The 17,419-nt window shown below is 47.9% G+C and carries 17 protein-coding genes; 9 read left to right on the forward strand and 8 right to left on the reverse strand.

The features are described from left to right. Window positions 1-277 precede the first annotated feature (277 nt). Window positions 278-634: a winged helix-turn-helix transcriptional regulator gene (locus GJR95_RS03225; protein WP_162384518.1), complete on the reverse strand. Its 357-nt coding sequence runs from the start codon at window positions 632-634 to the stop codon at window positions 278-280. Window positions 635-780: 146 nt separating this feature from the next. Between GJR95_RS03225 and GJR95_RS03230 the strand changes: the two genes are divergently transcribed. The 4 genes from GJR95_RS03230 (at window position 781) to GJR95_RS41665 (ending at window position 3,897) form a co-directional block, all read left to right on the forward strand. Continuing rightward, on the forward strand, window positions 781-1,776 hold the full coding sequence (locus tag GJR95_RS03230) for an aldo/keto reductase (protein ID WP_162384519.1): 996 nt from the start codon (window positions 781-783) through the stop codon (window positions 1,774-1,776). Between the two features lie 233 nt (window positions 1,777-2,009). Then, entirely contained in the window at window positions 2,010-3,068 is a 1,059-nt protein-coding gene (locus GJR95_RS03235; RefSeq protein WP_232541064.1) for a sialidase family protein, read from the forward strand. Window positions 3,069-3,416: 348 nt separating this feature from the next. Then, the gene (locus tag GJR95_RS03240) at window positions 3,417-3,683 is read left to right on the forward strand and encodes an adhesin (RefSeq protein WP_162384520.1); all 267 of its coding nucleotides are present in this window, start codon (window positions 3,417-3,419) and stop codon (window positions 3,681-3,683) included. Between the two features lie 46 nt (window positions 3,684-3,729). Next, window positions 3,730-3,897, forward strand: a complete 168-nt coding sequence (locus GJR95_RS41665) for a hypothetical protein (RefSeq protein ID WP_174260181.1) — start codon at window positions 3,730-3,732, stop codon at window positions 3,895-3,897. Between the two features lie 76 nt (window positions 3,898-3,973). Here GJR95_RS41665 and GJR95_RS03245 read toward each other — a convergent pair whose 3' ends face one another. The 4 genes from GJR95_RS03245 to GJR95_RS03260 all read right to left on the reverse strand — a co-directional run bounded on the left by GJR95_RS03245 (window position 3,974) and on the right by GJR95_RS03260 (window position 8,472). Beyond that, window positions 3,974-5,263, reverse strand: coding sequence for a chorismate-binding protein (locus GJR95_RS03245; protein ID WP_162384521.1), 1,290 nt, complete (start codon window positions 5,261-5,263; stop codon window positions 3,974-3,976). Between the two features lie 218 nt (window positions 5,264-5,481). Then, window positions 5,482-6,231 (reverse strand): carboxypeptidase-like regulatory domain-containing protein, encoded by a 750-nt coding sequence (locus tag GJR95_RS03250; protein ID WP_162384522.1) that lies wholly within the window; start codon window positions 6,229-6,231, stop codon window positions 5,482-5,484. 380 nt (window positions 6,232-6,611) lie between these two features. After that, window positions 6,612-7,406 carry a LytR/AlgR family response regulator transcription factor gene (locus tag GJR95_RS03255; protein WP_162384523.1) on the reverse strand — a complete coding sequence of 265 codons (795 nt, stop codon included), beginning with the start codon at window positions 7,404-7,406 and terminating at the stop codon, window positions 6,612-6,614. 49 nt (window positions 7,407-7,455) lie between these two features. Further along, window positions 7,456-8,472 carry a sensor histidine kinase gene (locus GJR95_RS03260; protein ID WP_162384524.1) on the reverse strand — a complete coding sequence of 339 codons (1,017 nt, stop codon included), beginning with the start codon at window positions 8,470-8,472 and terminating at the stop codon, window positions 7,456-7,458. A gap of 313 nt (window positions 8,473-8,785) precedes the next feature. On the opposite strand from GJR95_RS03260, the gene GJR95_RS03265 reads away from it, so the two are divergent. Next, the gene (locus tag GJR95_RS03265) at window positions 8,786-9,664 is read left to right on the forward strand and encodes a Cif family virulence factor (protein ID WP_162384525.1); all 879 of its coding nucleotides are present in this window, start codon (window positions 8,786-8,788) and stop codon (window positions 9,662-9,664) included. 73 nt (window positions 9,665-9,737) lie between these two features. Here GJR95_RS03265 and recJ read toward each other — a convergent pair whose 3' ends face one another. Beyond that, a complete protein-coding gene (gene recJ / locus GJR95_RS03270; protein WP_162384526.1) occupies window positions 9,738-11,477 on the reverse strand; it encodes a single-stranded-DNA-specific exonuclease RecJ in 1,740 nt (579 codons plus the stop codon). 40 nt (window positions 11,478-11,517) lie between these two features. Between recJ and GJR95_RS03275 the strand changes: the two genes are divergently transcribed. The 4 genes from GJR95_RS03275 (at window position 11,518) to GJR95_RS03290 (ending at window position 15,649) form a co-directional block, all read left to right on the forward strand. After that, window positions 11,518-11,940: a DUF2141 domain-containing protein gene (locus GJR95_RS03275; protein WP_162384527.1), complete on the forward strand. Its 423-nt coding sequence runs from the start codon at window positions 11,518-11,520 to the stop codon at window positions 11,938-11,940. A gap of 156 nt (window positions 11,941-12,096) precedes the next feature. Next, window positions 12,097-13,569, forward strand: a complete 1,473-nt coding sequence (gene guaB, locus GJR95_RS03280; RefSeq protein ID WP_162384528.1) for an IMP dehydrogenase — start codon at window positions 12,097-12,099, stop codon at window positions 13,567-13,569. 203 nt (window positions 13,570-13,772) lie between these two features. Further along, window positions 13,773-14,723, forward strand: a complete 951-nt coding sequence (locus tag GJR95_RS03285; protein WP_162384529.1) for an aldo/keto reductase — start codon at window positions 13,773-13,775, stop codon at window positions 14,721-14,723. A gap of 191 nt (window positions 14,724-14,914) precedes the next feature. Continuing rightward, window positions 14,915-15,649 (forward strand): potassium channel family protein, encoded by a 735-nt coding sequence (locus GJR95_RS03290; RefSeq protein ID WP_162384530.1) that lies wholly within the window; start codon window positions 14,915-14,917, stop codon window positions 15,647-15,649. A gap of 23 nt (window positions 15,650-15,672) precedes the next feature. Here the strand turns inward: GJR95_RS03290 and GJR95_RS03295 are convergent, their stop codons facing one another. Further along, window positions 15,673-16,635 carry a polysaccharide deacetylase family protein gene (locus GJR95_RS03295; RefSeq protein WP_162384531.1) on the reverse strand — a complete coding sequence of 321 codons (963 nt, stop codon included), beginning with the start codon at window positions 16,633-16,635 and terminating at the stop codon, window positions 15,673-15,675. A gap of 36 nt (window positions 16,636-16,671) precedes the next feature. Beyond that, window positions 16,672-17,403, reverse strand: a complete 732-nt coding sequence (locus GJR95_RS03300; RefSeq protein ID WP_162384532.1) for a metallophosphoesterase family protein — start codon at window positions 17,401-17,403, stop codon at window positions 16,672-16,674. Window positions 17,404-17,419 lie beyond the last annotated feature (16 nt).

Below are 17,419 nucleotides of genomic sequence, written 5' to 3' on the forward strand. Positions count from 1 at the left end.
CAAAATGATGAATTATAGTACTGAGTTACTACCCGCTGATTATCAGGTAAGAAGGTTTATGGCTTGTGGATAGTAAAGCTGAAGGATTTGCCAACAGGATAGTTGAATTTCTGACTAAGAAATGTGCGAATCGGGTTAGTTAACGATTGGAGTTTCCTACTATTTTCGTTATGCTGATAAGAAAAACAGACCAGTATATCAGTCTAATTGTGAATAAAATAACCTATTCTTAATGAATGATTTACGTTTCAGTAATTAATAATGTCCTGATCAATAGTCAGGAGGGAAATTCCATTTCATTTTCTGAAAATTTACACAATACGTCCAGTATTTCGCTCAATTTTTCGCCTATTGACGTTAATGAATATTCTACTCTGGCAGGAACCTCACGAAAGTTATCATTCCTATTAATCAGCTTATATTGCTCCAGTAATTTTAAGCGGTCGGCCAGCACATTGTCACTAATTAGTTTTAGATCTTCCTTTATACTTGAAAATCGGTTATTCCCTTCTTCTATACTAAATAATACTTCGGTTAACCACCGTTTGCTTAGCATATGAATAAGCTCATTCAAAGCACATTTTTCTTCAAGAAATGTTTGATTGAAATAATTAGTGGAGCTTAACTTTCTCATCGTTGTAACTAACTTTTTTAGGAGTAACTAACTATTACTAAAGATCTTGTCACATGCAGCAATTACCTATTCCTTTGTGGCAGAATAGTTATCAAGGCGTCGGGTTTGTTCCCTAAAGATACAGATTACGTTTTACATGTAGGTCTATGCAATACCGGAAATTAGGAAATTCAAATCTTAACATTTCAGTCATTACGTTTGGAGCCTGGGCCGCCGGTGGCTGGATGTGGGGTGGTACCGAAAAAAAAGAAGCGATTAGAGCCATTCGAGCCTCGTATGATGCGGGTGTAACCTCCATCGATACCGCGCCAATCTATGGTCAGGGGCTTAGCGAAGAAATTGTTGGTGAGGCTATTAAAGATATTCCCCGTGACAATGTTCAGCTGCTCACCAAATATGGAATGAGATGGGATCTGCCTCGTGGCGACTTTGCCATGAAAAGTAAAAATACGGACGGTAAGCCCATTGATATTTATAAATATGCCGGGAAAGAAAGCATCATTAAAGAGTGTGAAGATAGCCTGAAAAGGTTGCGTACCGATTACATTGACCTTTACCAGATACATTGGCCCGACAAAACAACCCCTATTCAGGAAACGATGGAAGCGGTTTCGCTGCTTATCGAACAGGGAAAAGTACTGTATGCTGGGGTTTGCAACTACCATGCCGACCAACTGGCAGAAGCGTCCAGATATATGAATCTGGTTTCTGATCAGGTGCCCTACAGCATGGTAAAGCGTAGCATTGAAAAAGAGGATTTACCCTATTGTAGAGAACATAACCTATCGATTCTTGCCTATAGTCCACTGGAACGGGGTTTATTAACGGGCAAAATGAAGCCAGGCTATACATTTGCACCAGACGACCACAGAGGCTCATTGTATTTTTTCACAGACGAAAACCTACGGCGAGTCAATGCCTTTCTTGAGACAATCACTCCACTTGCCAGAGACAAACAGGTGACAATTGGTCAATTGGTTTTGAAATGGACTATTGAGCAGCCAGGAATTACTATTGCACTCGTTGGTGCCCGAAATGAAAAACAGGCGCTGGAAAATGCTGCTGCCGCCGATGTAGAGCTAACCCCCTTAGAGATAGAGTTCATTACCAGTCAGTTAAATGAATTGACATTAATCAAGTAGTCCTTTCCTACCCCTTACCCTTTTTTGCTAGATTTTACCCATAGTCTGCGTTTAAGAATAGTGCAGGGATCTGTCTGGTCTCTGCACTATTCTTTTTATACCGTACGGTTCTATCCCTGAAAAAATGATGGATACTGTTTAAGCGATTACTCATGATGATTAGGTATTGAGGTAGTAGTGATAGGGAATTTTGCAGTAAAGTGATGTATTTTTGTTTCCCCTAATTCCTTGCCATGAACTACCTGATTTATCTGCTGCTGTACCTTTTTATCCATGTCCAACATAGACAGACACCGAGTGTTAACTACTCCGTTGCGCCCGGACATCTTCCTGTAATTATTGCTGACGACCAGGGGACGATGCATTTAGTGTATGGCCGTGATTCGACCATTTTTTATGCAACCGCCAGCGCTCCGGAATTTCAGTTTGGAGCACCAGTTGCTGTGGCTACCCTGCCCGATTTGGTAGCCGGTGCCAAGCGAGGTCCGCAAGTGGCAATTGCTGGCCAGAACGTCGTTATTACGGCCGTAAATCGGGAGGGCGATCTGTTTGCCTATTCGATGAATCGAACTACCCGTAAATGGTCCCCGGCCGTTCGTATCAATGATGTACCTGCCGTTGCTAAAGAAGGATTTCAGTCAGTATCCGGCGCTTCAGATGGCACTTTTCATACGGTTTGGCTCGATTTGCGCGATGATAAGCGTAATAAAATTGTAGGGGCGACATCGCACGATGGAGGACACAGTTGGTCGCCCAACAAGGTTATCTACTACTCCCCCGATGGCACGGTATGCGAATGTTGCCGCGTGACGGTCAAAGCCAGGAATAACGATGTCTATGTTCAATTTAGAAACTGGCTTGGCGGCTCGCGTGACCTTTACCTTGCTCATTCGACCGATGGTGGATTGACCTATGCACCCGCGCAGAAATTGGGCACCGGCACCTGGAAAGTAAAGGCTTGCCCAATGGATGGTGGCGCCGTAGTCGTGCCGAAAACGGGTAAGCCTCTTACGGTTTGGCGTCGCGAAAACACGCTGTACACGTGTGTCCCTGGTGAGCCGGAACAGGCCGTAGCAACTGGGAGGAACATAACCCTTGCCGGAGAAGCCACCGCACCCGTATTGGCCTGGGATGAGAATGGGACCGTATGGATAAAAATTGGTGGTGATTTGCCTGCTGTTTTGGGCAAGGGGCAGATGCCTAGTCTGGCTGTGGCGGGAAAAACGGTCGTGTGTGCCTGGGAGTCTGATGGTCAGGTAATGATGGCCACTAAACCACTGGCTTCTAACTAATACGTCTTACTCACGTGACCGCGTTTATAGCCTCATAGCCATATAAAACGTGGGTTCGGGTTGGCTGACTATAGATAATCGCGGGCCGAAATAGTGAGCCTCGAAAAAAAACTTAAAAAAATTAGCGCGATAAGAGAGGATTATTCCTTGAAAAAAGACGGAAAATCGCCTATAGCGCGCCTATCGGGCAGGCTAACCCGTTGATAGCGAAACTAATTGTCTGATTTTTTAGGCAGGAAACCTAGTATGGTGTTTATATTCGTTTAGTCAATAATTTTACGGCGCGGCAAACATCTGGCAAAGTGCCGCGTTATGACGTTTGAAATCACTTAATAGACTCTTGCAACCATGATTTACCAGCCAACGTTTGATCAGGACGAAGACGTGCTGATGTTGAACCCTGACCCTGAAGCAGCCGCCTTTGAAGACGATGATGAGGACGACGACTTCGACGGAGCCGAATTTGATGACCTGGGCTCCGGGGCTGCCAGCGGTTACGGCGAAGCCGATTTAGCTGACATTGAAGACGAGTTCAGCGATGACGATCTTGATCTTGATGAAGATCTGGACGACGACAGCATTGACGACGATCTGGACGACGACAGCATGGAGTAGAAAACTACTCTTGTCCCTTACATGAACCCTTTAATCCCCGCAAAGCATGACACCATCTAAAGAAGAACCACTAGTTACGACGGCAGATGCTGATACCGAAGGCACTGCACCAGACGCCGATACCCAATCGTCGGCTGCAAGCGAAGCCGGTGATCGCACTTCGGAAGAAGGGTCGCGCGCGCCAAACGATCCTGCAGAAGGAGCGGAAGAATAGTTTCGATGGGCAGTTAGTAGTGATCAATTCTCAATTGGGAACTGAGATCTGCTAACTGCCTATTTGAAACTGTTTATTACTCGCTGATTACGGAAAGAAGCGTCTGACATTTCATTTCAGTTTCCTGCCATTCGCGTTCGGGTACCGAGTATTCAGTCAGGCCAGCTCCGGCGTATAAAGTTGCCATCCGGCCCTCCAGCTTCATACAGCGAATATGAACGAACAGATCGCTGGATGATAATACGGTATTATCGGAGTTCATGTTGACCGGTCCCAGAAAACCGCTATATAGCTCGCGGTCGTGGGTTTCGTGTTGCCTGATAAAGTTAAAAGCTACATCGCGGGGGGTACCGCAGACGGCCGATGTGGGGTGGAGTAACCGCAACATCACTGTTCCGAGTTGTGGGTAACGCACTGCCTGTGTGTCGACCGTGAATGTGGTTCCGAGGTGCATCAGATTACCCGCAATGATCGTTTTCGGCCCTTCTTCGAGGTATTCGCGCAATCGAATTTTCTTAAAGCATTCGATAATGTAGCGACTTACCAATGCCTGCTCTTCAATTTCTTTCTGCGACCACATCGCTTCCGATGGCCGCTTTGGGGTTCCGTCCGGCTCAAAAGCCAGCTGAGTTCCTGCCAGCGAGTTGGTCTGAAAAATGCCATCTGCGTTAACACTCACTAATCGTTCGGGCGTTGCACTGATCCAGATTTGCCCTTTTTCGGGAATAGAAACCGCAGAAACAAAAGCTGTCGGATATTTCTGACAGAGTTTATCGAACAAGGCAACCGCATTGGGTGCATCGGCAAACTCCAGCTGTTTCGTTCTGGATAAGACTACTTTTCTGAATTCACCCCGCTGCATGGCTTCAACGGCTTCGGCAACGTTAGACAAATACTGTGCTTCGGCTGCCGGATCGACAATAGGTGTAGGCTTTACTGGTTTCGGCTGCCGGGCAGCGCGACGTTTCGGTTGCTCCGCGAGCACTTCCTGAAATCGATGGGCCGTTTCTCCAGGAGTAATGACTACAGGCTGAATCTGGCCATTATCCGAAAAAGCAGCCTGAATGTCGGCTCGTAGAAACAGCGTTCGGGCGGGCGTTTCGGTATCTGTATTCAGGTTATCGAATGGGCTAATAAGAAATCCGGCGGGTAATTCTTCCAGATCGGCCGAAACACGAGGTAATATTTCGTCAAAGGATACGATCAGGTGTTTGTCCTGCTGATTGGGCAGACGCCAAAGGGCTGCGGGTATGCCTAAGGTGCGAGCCGTTTCCCAAAAATCAGTCGGGCTGGGCTGACTGGCCCGCTGATGCGGTTCTGTTGGGCGCGTTGCTGAAACTATCGTACTAACGGGATCAGATTGCATAGTCGATAATCGACCGGATTAGGGACGATTATTACCATAACAGTTTGTAGGGGAAATTTGTGCGAAATATGATAAAACAGTTGTAAGGCTTTGGTTATACGTTCTGTAGCGACTTTTAATTATGGTTAAACAAAGGTGTTACTTATCTGAAACGTAGTAAGAGCAACGTGCCCGATCACCACTTCTACGGCACCTGAACCGATTCGTAAATACGCTCGCTAATCTCTGAATTCCAGTGTCATACAGTTTATGCAGGAGTCAGATTTTTTATTCCCACTGAATCCGGCGGTTACAGAGCCATCGGCCAGATACGTGCCACCAGCGTTATTGCGGAGATAGATGCGCTGCCCGGTTGGGCGGTATCTGGCCGAAATCCGGTACTGGCCAATCGGTAAATCCGGGAAACGGGCGTAATCCTGCGTGCCGCGAGGGCCGCAGGTTATGGTTTCGGGCTGACCGGCTGAGCCGTCAATTCGCGGACTGACCGGGATGAAGGTAAAGACAATGTTTTCCAGGTCATTAATCCGGCTTTTTTTGCTTTTGCTAATCTTTACCTCACCGCCGTAAAAGCGATCGGTTTGACCAACTTTAGGCCCATAAAGGCGCCACTCAAAGTTGCAGATGACGCCGTCCTGCCCCGTGAAAACTTCGGGATGGTCGGGGTGGAGCGATAGTTGAAACTGATGACCGTAGTACGTACGGTCAATTTCAGCGGACATCTTCCAGACACCAGCTGGAATTTTGATCTTATAATTTCCATTGGCATCCGTTGTGCCTACCAGATGGGTGTTGGCACAAAGAGTATTGGTCGCCATAATTTTAGCGTCTGAAATAGGGTTTCCCCGCGTATCGAGCACCTTGCCAGTAGCATAGCCCGCGTCTGATCCGGGTGAATAACCATTCTGGGTTTTGCAGCCTGCAACGATCAGTATAAGGCTTATCAGAAACAGAAGAGCCGTCTTTTTCATGCGTTGATTGGAGAGGAGTTGCCTGCGAGAGAAAAGAAAATCAGTTTTAAACCGACGCTCTTTTCTCTATACTAGGACTTCGGCTTCGAGCCGTGCCACGGTTTCTAATCGTACTCCTAATAACCGTGGCACGGCTCGAAGCCGAAGTCCTATATACAAAACTACCATCGCCTGCACAGGAACAATTATTGATCGGGATGAAGTGCTTATATTGCTACATGAACCGTATAATTTTCGGATTGACTGGTAGTAGGTATTAGCGAAAAATAAGTTGCTACGCTGTTCGAGTTTCCTGAACACGAATTCAGCTAACGCGAATGCCGATTTTGCCGATTGTTCGGCGAACTAATCAGCATACTAGAAAATGATTGAATCCTGAACTATTTCCCCATCCAGTCTTTAAAGGGAGTCAGTTTTTCCCGGCTCACAACGGCCTCTTTATCAATAGCGGGTTTGAGCTGAAGCGCCAGCCGATTACCGAAATATGGCTGGATCTGATCGACACAGGATACGGATATGAGAAAGGACCGGTTGATCCTAAAAAAATGCCTGGGGTCAAGCATTGTTTCGAGTTCGTCGAGCGTGTAATCAATGGCCATTTTCCGACCGTCGATTGTCTTGAACTGATTCATTTTGTTATCGCTGAAGAAGTAAGCGATCTGTTGTGTATCAATCGCGATCAGCTTGTGAGCATAGGTTACCAGAAACCGTTGCCGGTACTCTTTGGGCTGTAGTTTCTGATGGAGCTCCTGGACCAGCCTTTCCATCGTTAGAGCGTTGCCGGTGCTGCCTGACCGATAGTGTGCTTTTAACCGATGAAATTTAGCCAGAGCGGCCTCCAGTTCGTCGGCCTGAATGGGTTTAAGCAGATAATCGACGCTATTTACCTTAAACGCTTTGATGGCATATTCGTCGTAGGAGGTTGTGAAAATGACGGAGCATTTGACATCGATTTCCTTGAAAATCTGAAAACTTTGACCATCAGCCAGTTCGATATCCATTAAAATTAGATCGGGTGCACTGGCCTGACCCGGACCATTCGCCTGCAACCAGGCAACGGTTTCCCAAATGCTGCCAGTAACACCGACTACTGTTGCTGTTGGTTCAACGGAAGCCAGCGTTTTAATGAGCTTTTTGGCAGCCATTTCTTCATCTTCAACAATCAGGATATTCATGTAAATTGACGTTAGGACGTGTTGATGAGGGCTATTCGAAAATGAGAGGTTAATTGCTCATAAGCGGGATGGTTACCGCAAATTCATGCTCCGTTTCCTCGACAATAATCTCGCACTGATTGAGGAGCCGGAATTTTGCCGCAATATTGGCCAGACCTATCCGGGTCGAAGGCATATGCTGGGTTTTCTTCTGGAGGTTATTTTTTACGGTAAGCTGGCCATCCGACTTGGTCATGATCTGAACCGTCAGTGGTTGGGTTTTATGAATAATATTGTGCTTGACCGCATTTTCGAGCAGTAATTGCAGCGTTAGTGAAGGCAGTAAATAAGCCTCGTAACGCGGTTCTATGGCCAGTTGTAAATGAAGGCTATCGCCGTATCGGGTTTTGAGCAGATGGAAATACGACCGGATAAACTGCATTTCTGTTGCCAGATTCGTTAGCTCATTTTCATTATTACGGAGTAGATAACGGTATACTTTACTAAGCTCATCCAGAAACTTCTCCGCCTGTTTGGCATCATCACCAATCAGATACGACAGCGTATTGAGACTGTTGAACAGAAAGTGCGGACTAACCTGCTGCTTGAGACTCTCCAGTTGCGTTTGCAGGTTTTCTTTCTTCAGTGCTTCGGTCTCTTTTTCGGCTTTCAGGAGTCGGGCAAAATAATAGACCGCTTCCTGAACGCCCACAATCAATACACTCCAAATCAAAGCGCCGGGCAGGGTATTAAGAAACGATGCGGGTGGATAAGGTGCATGAAAGCCCGTAGCATTGATCACCGACATGTCTAGCCAGTCAATCAGGATCGTGGCTATCCAGCAAACCGGAAGCACTAATAGAATCCGCTTTTTGGTTTGAGACAGCAGCGGAAACCATTTCCTGAATAGCACAAGAATCCACCGATTGACTTCCCAGGTCATCGTCGTCAGGATCACAAATTCAAGCACAGCTTTGAGTGTCGCCAGGCCAAATGGCTGAACAAAGGTCTGGGTTGAATACAGATCAAGCAGCAACAACAGGCCAATACCGCTGACGCGTACCCATCGATCGTTGACTGGTTTCAAGTGATGTTTAGTTAAGAAAGTTACCCCGCGGTTAATCAAAGATAGCGATGGTCGGGATTGACTATCAAGTGAAAGTTGATTGGATTGGGAAAAAATGGCGTTGAATTGCCTGAGGTAATCGATCAACTGTAACGAAGAAGCGTAGCGAACAGCGCAAACGAAAAACGCAATTCAACGCCTGTCAACGCTGATTAGACTATATCTTTTATCAATTCGGTTCGATTCCGCTTTCGGACCATAAGCAACGCGTAAATCTTTGCACTTTCCGGCGTGACTCAGATATGTTGTCATCACGTCAATAGCTAATCACTTCATGAAAAAACTACTAATTGCACTCGTAACACTACTACAGGTGGCAGGTACTGTTGCTGCCCAATCGACGTCTGCACTGCCAACGCTTGCGTCTGATTATCAGGCCCTGGTAGGCGCTGAACGCGCCTTCTCTGCTTACACTGAACGGGAAGGTGTTAAAGCGGGCTTTTCTAAATTTTTATCGCCAGAGGCCGTTGTCGTGCTGGAAGGCAAGTTTGCGCTTGGTAAGCCGTTGTACGAAAAAGCACCCTTCCTGCCGGGTGTTCTTTCGTGGCGACCCGTTCATGCTGACATTGCTGCTTCGGGAGATTTGGGCTACACGACAGGTCCTTTTGAAGTGCGACCTAAAACCAAAACGGATACACCCGTTGGCTTTGGGCATTATACAACGATCTGGCAGAAAAATAGCACGGGCACATGGGAAGCTATTGCCGATGTTGGTATCCGGCATGATGACCCAAAACAACCAATCGCTGATCTGATCGTTCCGGCTGTCTATAATCAGAAAATGCAGGACAAAATTGATACCGTAGCCCGCCGGATAGAACTGCTTGATGCTGAACTGAAATTGATAAAACTGGCCGGAAGTCAATCATTACGAGACGCTTATCAGTCCGCTATCGGCCAAAATCAGCCCGTACGGCTTTATCGAGCCGGTCATTTGCCCGCCATTGGTCCCGACGCCCTGAATGTGGCCGAAACCGGAACGGCACCGGCTACCTACACACTTAGCCGGGTGGCCGTGGCCTCATCCGGGGATATGGGTATTGTGTACGGATACGTTGAACAGCAGGACAAAAAAGGGCCGTTTATACGCATCTGGAAACGACAGCCCGATTCGTCCTGGAAAGTAGCGCACGAGGTGCTGGATTTACCATAAATCAGTAGCGTAGTCGTAGGTCAATTTGTCGCGGCCTATTGCTACGCTACAACTGAATAACTGGAAGTTGCCGTTAGCATCGTATGTCTTTCAGCATCAGCTGTAACGATACATTTCCGTTGTAAAAATTTTGTTCGACCTGATAACAGACTGAGAAAGGCTCTCCACGACGAAGTTGATCGGCCAGATGAGCGAACCCGAAACCAATAGCTGTTAACGTATGCCCCGACCGGCCCTGGCGCAGGCTGACTTTCAGGTGTTTTTCCTTCATGATAATCGGATCGCTGGCTAAATACACATCCTCCGTCATGAATACGGGCTGCAAATTGTGCGGGCCAAATGGCCCCATCTGTTTCACAATCCGAACCAGCTTGTCGTTAATCTCGCTGAAGTCCAGCGGCAGGTCAATGTCGATAAGCGGAGTAAGATGTTCTTCCGTGATTTTACGGGACACCACTTCTTCAAATTTTTGGCGAAACGCGTCGATATTCTCAACCGACATCGTCATCCCAGCCGCAAAGGTGTGACCGCCGAATTGTTCGAGCAGATCGGCACACTCCTCTATGGCTTCATAAACATCGAAACCCGGCACCGATCGAGCCGAGCCGGCGGCTTTATCGTGCGACTGCGTTAGAATGATGGTTGGGCGGTGAAAATGCTCGATGCATCGGGAGGCTACAATACCAATAACACCCTTATGCCAGCTGGCATCGTAGAGAACGGTTGTTTTAGCGCTCATCATGGACTCGCTTTGCCGAATCATTGCCAGAGCCTGTTCCGTAATACTGGTATCGAATTCGCGTCGGCTGTTATTGTGCTTATTGATCGCCATCGCAAAGTCATCCGCTTCTTCTTCTGACTCGGCGAGCAGAAGCTGTACGGCAGCTTTGGCATGCTGAATTCGTCCGGCGGCATTGATCCGGGGACCTAACCCAAATACAAGGTTCGTAATGTCCAGTTCCCGCGAAAACCCAGCTATTTTAATTAAGGCTTTCAGGCCGGTACGCGGTGTGGAGTTAATGTATTTTAAGCCATAGTACGCCAACACGCGGTTCTCACCCGTAAGCGGCACAATGTCTGACGCAATGCTGACAACAACCAGATCAAGATAAGGATATAACTCATCCATCTCAATCTCTTTGTAAAGACAGAAGGCCTGCAATAGCTTAAAGCCAACGCCACACCCGCTCAATTCTTTGTATGGATACGGGCAGTCTTCCCGTTTGGGGTCCAGTACCGCAGCCGCGTCGGGCAATTCAGTGCCGGGGCGGTGGTGATCGCAGATAATGAAGTCGACGCCAAGGGCTTTGGCTTCGGCCACGCGCTCAATGGATTTAATACCGCAGTCGAGCGCAATAATCAGTGAGAACCCATTTTCTGCTGCCCACTGAATACCCTGCAGCGAAATGCCGTAACCCTCTTTGTATCGATCCGGAATGTAATAATCGATCGTTGGGTGGTATTTTTTTAAAAAGCCATAAACCAATGCCACCGAGGTCGTGCCATCGACATCGTAGTCGCCATAAATCAGGATTTTTTCCTGACGTTCGGGGAGCATGGCCATTTGCAGTCGCATAATAGCCCGATCCATATCCTTCATCTCGAAGGGATCATGCAGATGACCGATTTCGGGCCGAAAGAACGTCCGGGCTTCGTCGAAGGTATGTACGCTACGCTGAACCAGGAGAGCGGACAGCGATGGACTGACATTAAGTGATTGGGCTAATGACCTGATAGCTGCCTGTTGCTCCCCCGAATCAGGAAAGGGTTTGGTGATCCATCGTTTGGGGGTAGGTGGCGGTTGGGCTATCATAATTGCAAGATAAATCCGTTTTTAGAAAAACACTGCCTCTATGCTCATTTTGCTTTCAGCTATCAGCCTCTTTCTATCTGGCGAAGATCCGGTAAAATCGCCCAAAAAAGCTAATCTAAAAGTCGACATTCAGAATGTTCGTACATTGAAAGGCGCTGTATATGTAGCCTTATTTCGTGCCGGGAGCAATTTTCCGGATGGAAAACCGCTGGACGGAAAAAAGATTGAAGCCACTCAGAAGAGCGTTGAAACCACATTTTCGGTCGAACCCGGCGATTATGCAGTCGCGGTTTTTCACGATGAGAATGGGAACGGACAAATGGATAAACGCATATTTGGTATTCCCAAAGAGCCCTACGGATTTAGCAATAACTTTCGCCCAACCATGTCGGCCCCTAAATTTAATGACTGTAAATTCAGCGTTGGCGATGCCGGAAAGACGATCAGTATCAAGTTGAATTAGCTGGGTTAATTCGTTTCGGAAGGCTTAATCGTCAGGAAATTGACCAGTTTGGTTAAACTACGTGGGAAAGTCCTGTAAATCCTATAATCTGTGTAATCATAGTTCCGAATTTATTCGTAATTTTGTCCGGCAAATAACACCACCTGTTTATTTGCCATGAGCTTAGATACGAGTAAGTTTCTTTACGAGGCTCTCACCTACGACGACGTATTGCTGCTACCTGCCTATTCGGAGGTGCTCCCACGCGATACGAACACCACCACCCAGCTTACCCGCCACATCCGCCTGAACATTCCGCTTATTTCGGCGGCAATGGACACCGTTACGGAGTCGGCGCTGGCAATTGCGATGGCGCAGGAAGGAGGCATCGGGATTATTCATAAAAACATGAGCGTGGAGGCACAGGCCGATCAGGTCCGTAAAGTCAAACGCTCCGAAAGTGGGATGATTATCGATCCCATCACGCTGCTTGAAACCGCTACCCTGTCTGATGCGCTGAAAATTATGCGCGAATTCAAAATTGGCGGTATTCCGGTTGTCGATGAATCCGGCAAGCTAGTCGGCATTCTGACCAACCGCGATTTGCGCTTCCAGAACGATCTTTCGAAACCGGTTACGTCCATCATGACCCGCGAAAAGCTGATTACAGCGCGGGAAGGTCTGACGCTGGAAGAGGCCGAAAGTATTCTCCAGGAATACCGTATCGAAAAACTGCCAATCGTTAATGCTGATTATCAATTGGTCGGTCTGATTACTTACAAAGACATTCTGAAGAAAAAGAGCCATCCTAACGCCTGTAAAGACGAGTTGGGCCGCTTACGCGTAGGGGCAGCTGTGGGAGTAACGCCTGACCTGAACCGACGCATCGAGGCTCTGGTGAAAGCAGGTGTCGATGTAATCAGTGTCGACACGGCTCACGGTCACTCGAAAGGAGTGCTGGATGCCGTACGTAAGATTAAGGAACAGTTCCCGAAACTTCAGGTAATTGCCGGAAACGTGGCAACCGGCGAAGGTGCGAAGGCGCTGGCTGATGCAGGTGCCGATGCTGTGAAAGTAGGCGTAGGACCAGGTAGTATCTGCACAACCCGGATCATTGCCGGTATTGGCATGCCGCAGTTAACGGCTGTTTATGAGTCGGCGAAGGCCTTGCAGGGTACGGGTGTTCCGGTTATTGCCGACGGTGGTATTCGCTTTTCGGGCGATATCACAAAGGCTCTTGCCGGTGGTGCCAGTACTGTTATGATTGGTTCACTTCTGGCCGGAACTGAAGAAGCTCCCGGCGAAGTCGTACTATACGAAGGTCGTCGATTCAAAACGTACCGGGGTATGGGATCGGTAGAAGCGATGGAAGACGGCTCAAAAGACCGTTATTTCCAGGATGCCGAAGACGATATCAAGAAACTCGTTCCTGAAGGTATTGTGGGCCGGGTTCCCTTCAAAGGGAAAGTAGCCGAAATCGTTTACCAGATGGTTGGTGGTTTGAAAGCAGGGATGGGCTATTGCGGAGCGGCCGATATTACGGCCCTGCAACAGGCTAAATTCGTGAAAATCACTACGGCGGGTTCGCGCGAAAGCCATCCGCACGATATTGCTATTCAGAAAGAAGCGCCGAACTATTCAGCTCGGTAGTTTATCGGTAACGCCCACTCTGAGTCAGTGCTTTAACGGCCCTGAGCAACCCGATCGGGTCGCTCAGGGCCGTTTTGTTTGCGCAGGACATTATCCTGCTTCATAATCTGGTAACGTTTTTGGGAAACTGTTCACCGGGTGAGCCGGTTGTCAAATGACCATGGTTTCTTTTCAAACTTATGGCAACATAAACCAACAACGTAATGGAAAAACGTACCATTGGCAGTTCTGAGCTGTCAGTAGCACCGCTGGCATTTGGCGGTAACGTATTTGGGTGGACGGCAAATGAACTGACATCATTTCAGTTATTGGACGCCTTTGTGGATGCCGGATTCAATCTGATCGACACGGCCGATGTGTATTCGCGCTGGGTTCCTGGAAATCAGGGGGGAGAATCAGAAACAATTATCGGTAATTGGCTAAAACGAAGTGGCAAGCGTGATCAGGTTATCATTGCCACCAAACTTGGTGGAGAACTGGCTCCCGATAAAAAGGGATTAGGAAAAGATTACCTAAAACGCGCTGTCGACGCTTCCCTCCAACGCCTGCAAACAGATTATATCGACCTGTATCAGTCCCATTACGATGACCTGGATACGCCCATTGAAGAAACGCTCGATGGCTTTGATAAATTAATCAAAGAGGGTAAAATGCGGGTTATTGGTGCGTCGAATTTTACACCTGAGCGACTGGTTGAATCGTTGAAAATCAGCGAAAAACTGGGGTATCCAATCTATCAGAGCCTCCAACCCGAATATAATTTATACGATCGGGAAAAATATGAGACGCTGTATGAGCCAATTGTACAGCAAAATGGCATAAGTGTTATCAGCTATTTCTCGCTGGCAAGTGGTTTCCTGACGGGTAAATATCGTTCGGAAACCGATTTGTCGAAAAGCCCGCGCGGGCAGGGCGTTAAGAAATACCTGAACAACCGTGGATTTGCCATCCTGAAAGCGCTCGATGAGGTAGCCGAGCAGTATAACGCAACCCCCGCCGAGGTTTCGCTGGCCTGGCTGATGGCACGGCCGGGCATCACGGCTCCTATTGCCAGTGCAACCAGCGTCGATCAGTTGCACGATATAGCCAAAGCTACCGAGGTGAAACTGGATAAATCAGCCATCGATAAGCTGACGACTGCCAGCGCCTGGTAGTTAATTTTGTCAGGATTCTTTGGCTTTAAGCCGTGCCACGGTTACTAATTGCGTTCATAATAACCGTGGCACGGCTTAAAGCCAAAGAATCCTGACAAAAAAATTGGATTAAGCAACTTTTACTGGTTCTTTAAATCAGCTTTATGATTCATCCAGCATTTTCCGGTCTGTAATCAGCAACTTTATCCGGTATGAGCCAACCAACCTATTCAAAACTGACGTTGCATCAGGTTATCATGCTGGTCTTGTCCGTGTATGTTGTACTGGCTCTGCTTATTCGGGAACTGGCGCCAATGTATGAGGATACCCGGCAATTACTCGACCAGATCGATACGGGTATCTGTGTTTATTTTCTGTTCGATTTCTTTCTGAGACTCTATCAGGCCCCCGACAAGCTGAAATTTATGCGGTGGGGCTGGATCGATCTACTGGCCAGCATTCCGGCCCTCGACTGGTTTCGATTAGGGCAATTAGTGCGCGTTGTCCGAATCCTGCGCATGGTTCGGGCGTTCCGTTCGATGCGCGAATTCCTGACGTATCTCTTCCGAAACCGCGCTAACGGCACACTTTCCGTCGTTCTGCTCAGTTCGGTGTTACTCATGATTTTCGGCGCGGTGGCGATTTTATACGTGGAAAAGGTTCCGGAAGCAAACATCAAAACCCCTTCTGATGCACTCTGGTGGGCGTTTGTTACGATCACAACCGTTGGGTATGGGGACCGATTTCCGGTTACAACGCTTGGGCGGTTCATTGCGGCTGTACTGATGATTGCCGGGGTGGGTCTGTTTGGTACGTTTACGGGTTATGTTGCCAATTTTTTTATTGAAGAAGATCAGGAAAAAGAGCAGGACGAGATGCATATACTGATTGATGAAATTCGTCAGCTACGGCAGAAAGTTGAAGCGCTGGAAAAACGACTGGAATAATGACCGGCGTTTTAGACTGATGATCATTTCCCTACTGTATCGACAATACTCGTTGGCAGTTGATACAGCAACCAGGTCTTATTCCGGATAGAGTCTGCTTTTTGTCGAATAAGCCGGATAAAGTCGGCAATGCCAACCGGCTCATTGCCATTCGCGTGAATTAATACCAGACTACCTTGTTTGGGTTGTTGATTTTTGGCAAGCCAGGCATCGCAGCCGATCGGTAGCAGGCCGAATGCCAGGACCCGATCAAACACGAACTTATCAGAAACCAGACCCGGGAATCGGAAGAAAGGCGAGGGTGTCAGTCCATTTTTGATCATTGCCTGTTCATTGAGCAGAATTTCATTCGTGAGGTTTGTGTTGGGCTCCAGCAAAAAATTGACGCTCAACGGCAGACGCGGATCGTAGTGATGATAGTACGAATGATTGACCCAGGTAATAGCCAGATCGCCCCGACTGACCAACCCTTTTAAATAGGCCAGATCCTGAGCATGGCGCGCCATCCACAGACCCGTAATGGTGATCGTGATCGGAATCGGTTTCTCTTCTGGTTCGAAAGCGGCAATTAACTGCTCAAATACCGAACGGGTTAGCGGTTTGTTCGATGGACAGAGGTCAATGGTCAGGCTAAAGCCCCGCTCAGTCGTATCGGCGCGTTCCAGCCCGGCATCCTGTAAATTCTGATCGCGTTGTTGTTCGGCACGAATGGCCCGCAGATAGGGTGTTTTCTGAAATTGCGGGGCCAGCTTTGCCCACGGCAATGGTTGAACATTACTGGAAGGCAGAGCAACAATAGCCGTTTCCAGCGTTTGCGGGTTCACCGTCAGATAGCGTAACTGTCGATTTTGCTGCCACTGTCGTAAAATGATCTGTTGCGGCCGTTGAAGCGTTGTTCCGAAATAAACGCGGTAATCGCTCATCTGGCCAATGGCATTGGCACTGATCAGCATGACCAAACAACCGATTCTCAGAAAGCGTGGCATGACCCTAAACGAACTACTTACGGAGATTTCCTGCCGTTAAAGATAATGGACTGTGCTGTTTGTTCCGTGGGTGGTAAGGTTGATTTCGCGTATACCAACACAATGATTATCAATGACCATATCGGTTGGGTCATGCTTCATCTGGAAAAAGGTTGATGGGGTCAGCAACATCATCAGATTACCCCGCTGAACAACTTTTTCGACGTGGTAATGTCCACATACGACCGTAATATGGCACGATGAGCTTTTGGCTAGCTCAAGGAAATCAGCACTTTGTCGAAACGGATAATGCGCGTCCATATACGTCACATCGGCTGGCAGGGGTGGGTGATGCATAAAGATCAGCACATTATTGTTGCGCAGAGCAGCCATGTATTCACGTAGCCAGGCCCATTGTTTTGGCGAGAATTCCCCTTTCGACGTATCCAGAAACAAAGTTGGTCGACCTTCAAGGGGCAAGGCATAAAATAATTCGTCGTTGTGGAGGTTGTTCGTTCTGCCGAACACCTCAGCGAGCAGCACCGAATCGTCGTGGTTTCCCGAAATAACATAATACGGAAAGGGCAACGTATCAAGCGTCTGCTTTACCCATTCGTAAATGGCGCGGTCGCCGACCGTATTACAGATGTCTCCGCCAATAACCAGACAACTAGGTTGTAGCTCTGTCAGAAAGGCCAGTGCGTTCAGAAAATTTTGCCGTACGTTGATACCCTGTGGCTTTTTATCGGCAGTATCGATATGGATGTCAGTGATAAAGGCGATTCGCATTATATGGGTAGTCAGG

The organism is Spirosoma endbachense (genome assembly GCF_010233585.1).
In the GTDB taxonomy this organism is placed as follows: Bacteria; Bacteroidota; Bacteroidia; order Cytophagales; family Spirosomataceae; genus Spirosoma; species Spirosoma endbachense.

Bases quoted from the DNA above. Each gene is read 5' to 3' on its own strand.
- GJR95_RS03250 (WP_162384522.1), bottom strand. From the start codon at position 6,231: ATGAAAAAGACGGCTCTTCTGTTTCTGATAAGCCTTATACTGATCGTT.
- GJR95_RS03290 (WP_162384530.1), top strand. From the start codon at position 14,915: ATGAGCCAACCAACCTATTCAAAACTGACGTTGCATCAGGTTATCATG.
- recJ (WP_162384526.1), bottom strand. From the start codon at position 11,477: ATGATAGCCCAACCGCCACCTACCCCCAAACGATGGATCACCAAACCC.
- GJR95_RS41665 (WP_174260181.1), top strand. From the start codon at position 3,730: ATGACACCATCTAAAGAAGAACCACTAGTTACGACGGCAGATGCTGAT.
- GJR95_RS03240 (WP_162384520.1), top strand. From the start codon at position 3,417: ATGATTTACCAGCCAACGTTTGATCAGGACGAAGACGTGCTGATGTTG.
- GJR95_RS03295 (WP_162384531.1), bottom strand. From the start codon at position 16,635: ATGCCACGCTTTCTGAGAATCGGTTGTTTGGTCATGCTGATCAGTGCC.
- GJR95_RS03265 (WP_162384525.1), top strand. From the start codon at position 8,786: ATGAAAAAACTACTAATTGCACTCGTAACACTACTACAGGTGGCAGGT.
- GJR95_RS03230 (WP_162384519.1), top strand. From the start codon at position 781: ATGCAATACCGGAAATTAGGAAATTCAAATCTTAACATTTCAGTCATT.
- GJR95_RS03255 (WP_162384523.1), bottom strand. From the start codon at position 7,406: ATGAATATCCTGATTGTTGAAGATGAAGAAATGGCTGCCAAAAAGCTC.
- GJR95_RS03235 (WP_232541064.1), top strand. From the start codon at position 2,010: ATGAACTACCTGATTTATCTGCTGCTGTACCTTTTTATCCATGTCCAA.
- GJR95_RS03300 (WP_162384532.1), bottom strand. From the start codon at position 17,403: ATGCGAATCGCCTTTATCACTGACATCCATATCGATACTGCCGATAAA.
- GJR95_RS03285 (WP_162384529.1), top strand. From the start codon at position 13,773: ATGGAAAAACGTACCATTGGCAGTTCTGAGCTGTCAGTAGCACCGCTG.
- guaB (WP_162384528.1), top strand. From the start codon at position 12,097: ATGAGCTTAGATACGAGTAAGTTTCTTTACGAGGCTCTCACCTACGAC.
- GJR95_RS03245 (WP_162384521.1), bottom strand. From the start codon at position 5,263: ATGCAATCTGATCCCGTTAGTACGATAGTTTCAGCAACGCGCCCAACA.
- GJR95_RS03225 (WP_162384518.1), bottom strand. From the start codon at position 634: ATGAGAAAGTTAAGCTCCACTAATTATTTCAATCAAACATTTCTTGAA.
- GJR95_RS03275 (WP_162384527.1), top strand. From the start codon at position 11,518: ATGCTCATTTTGCTTTCAGCTATCAGCCTCTTTCTATCTGGCGAAGAT.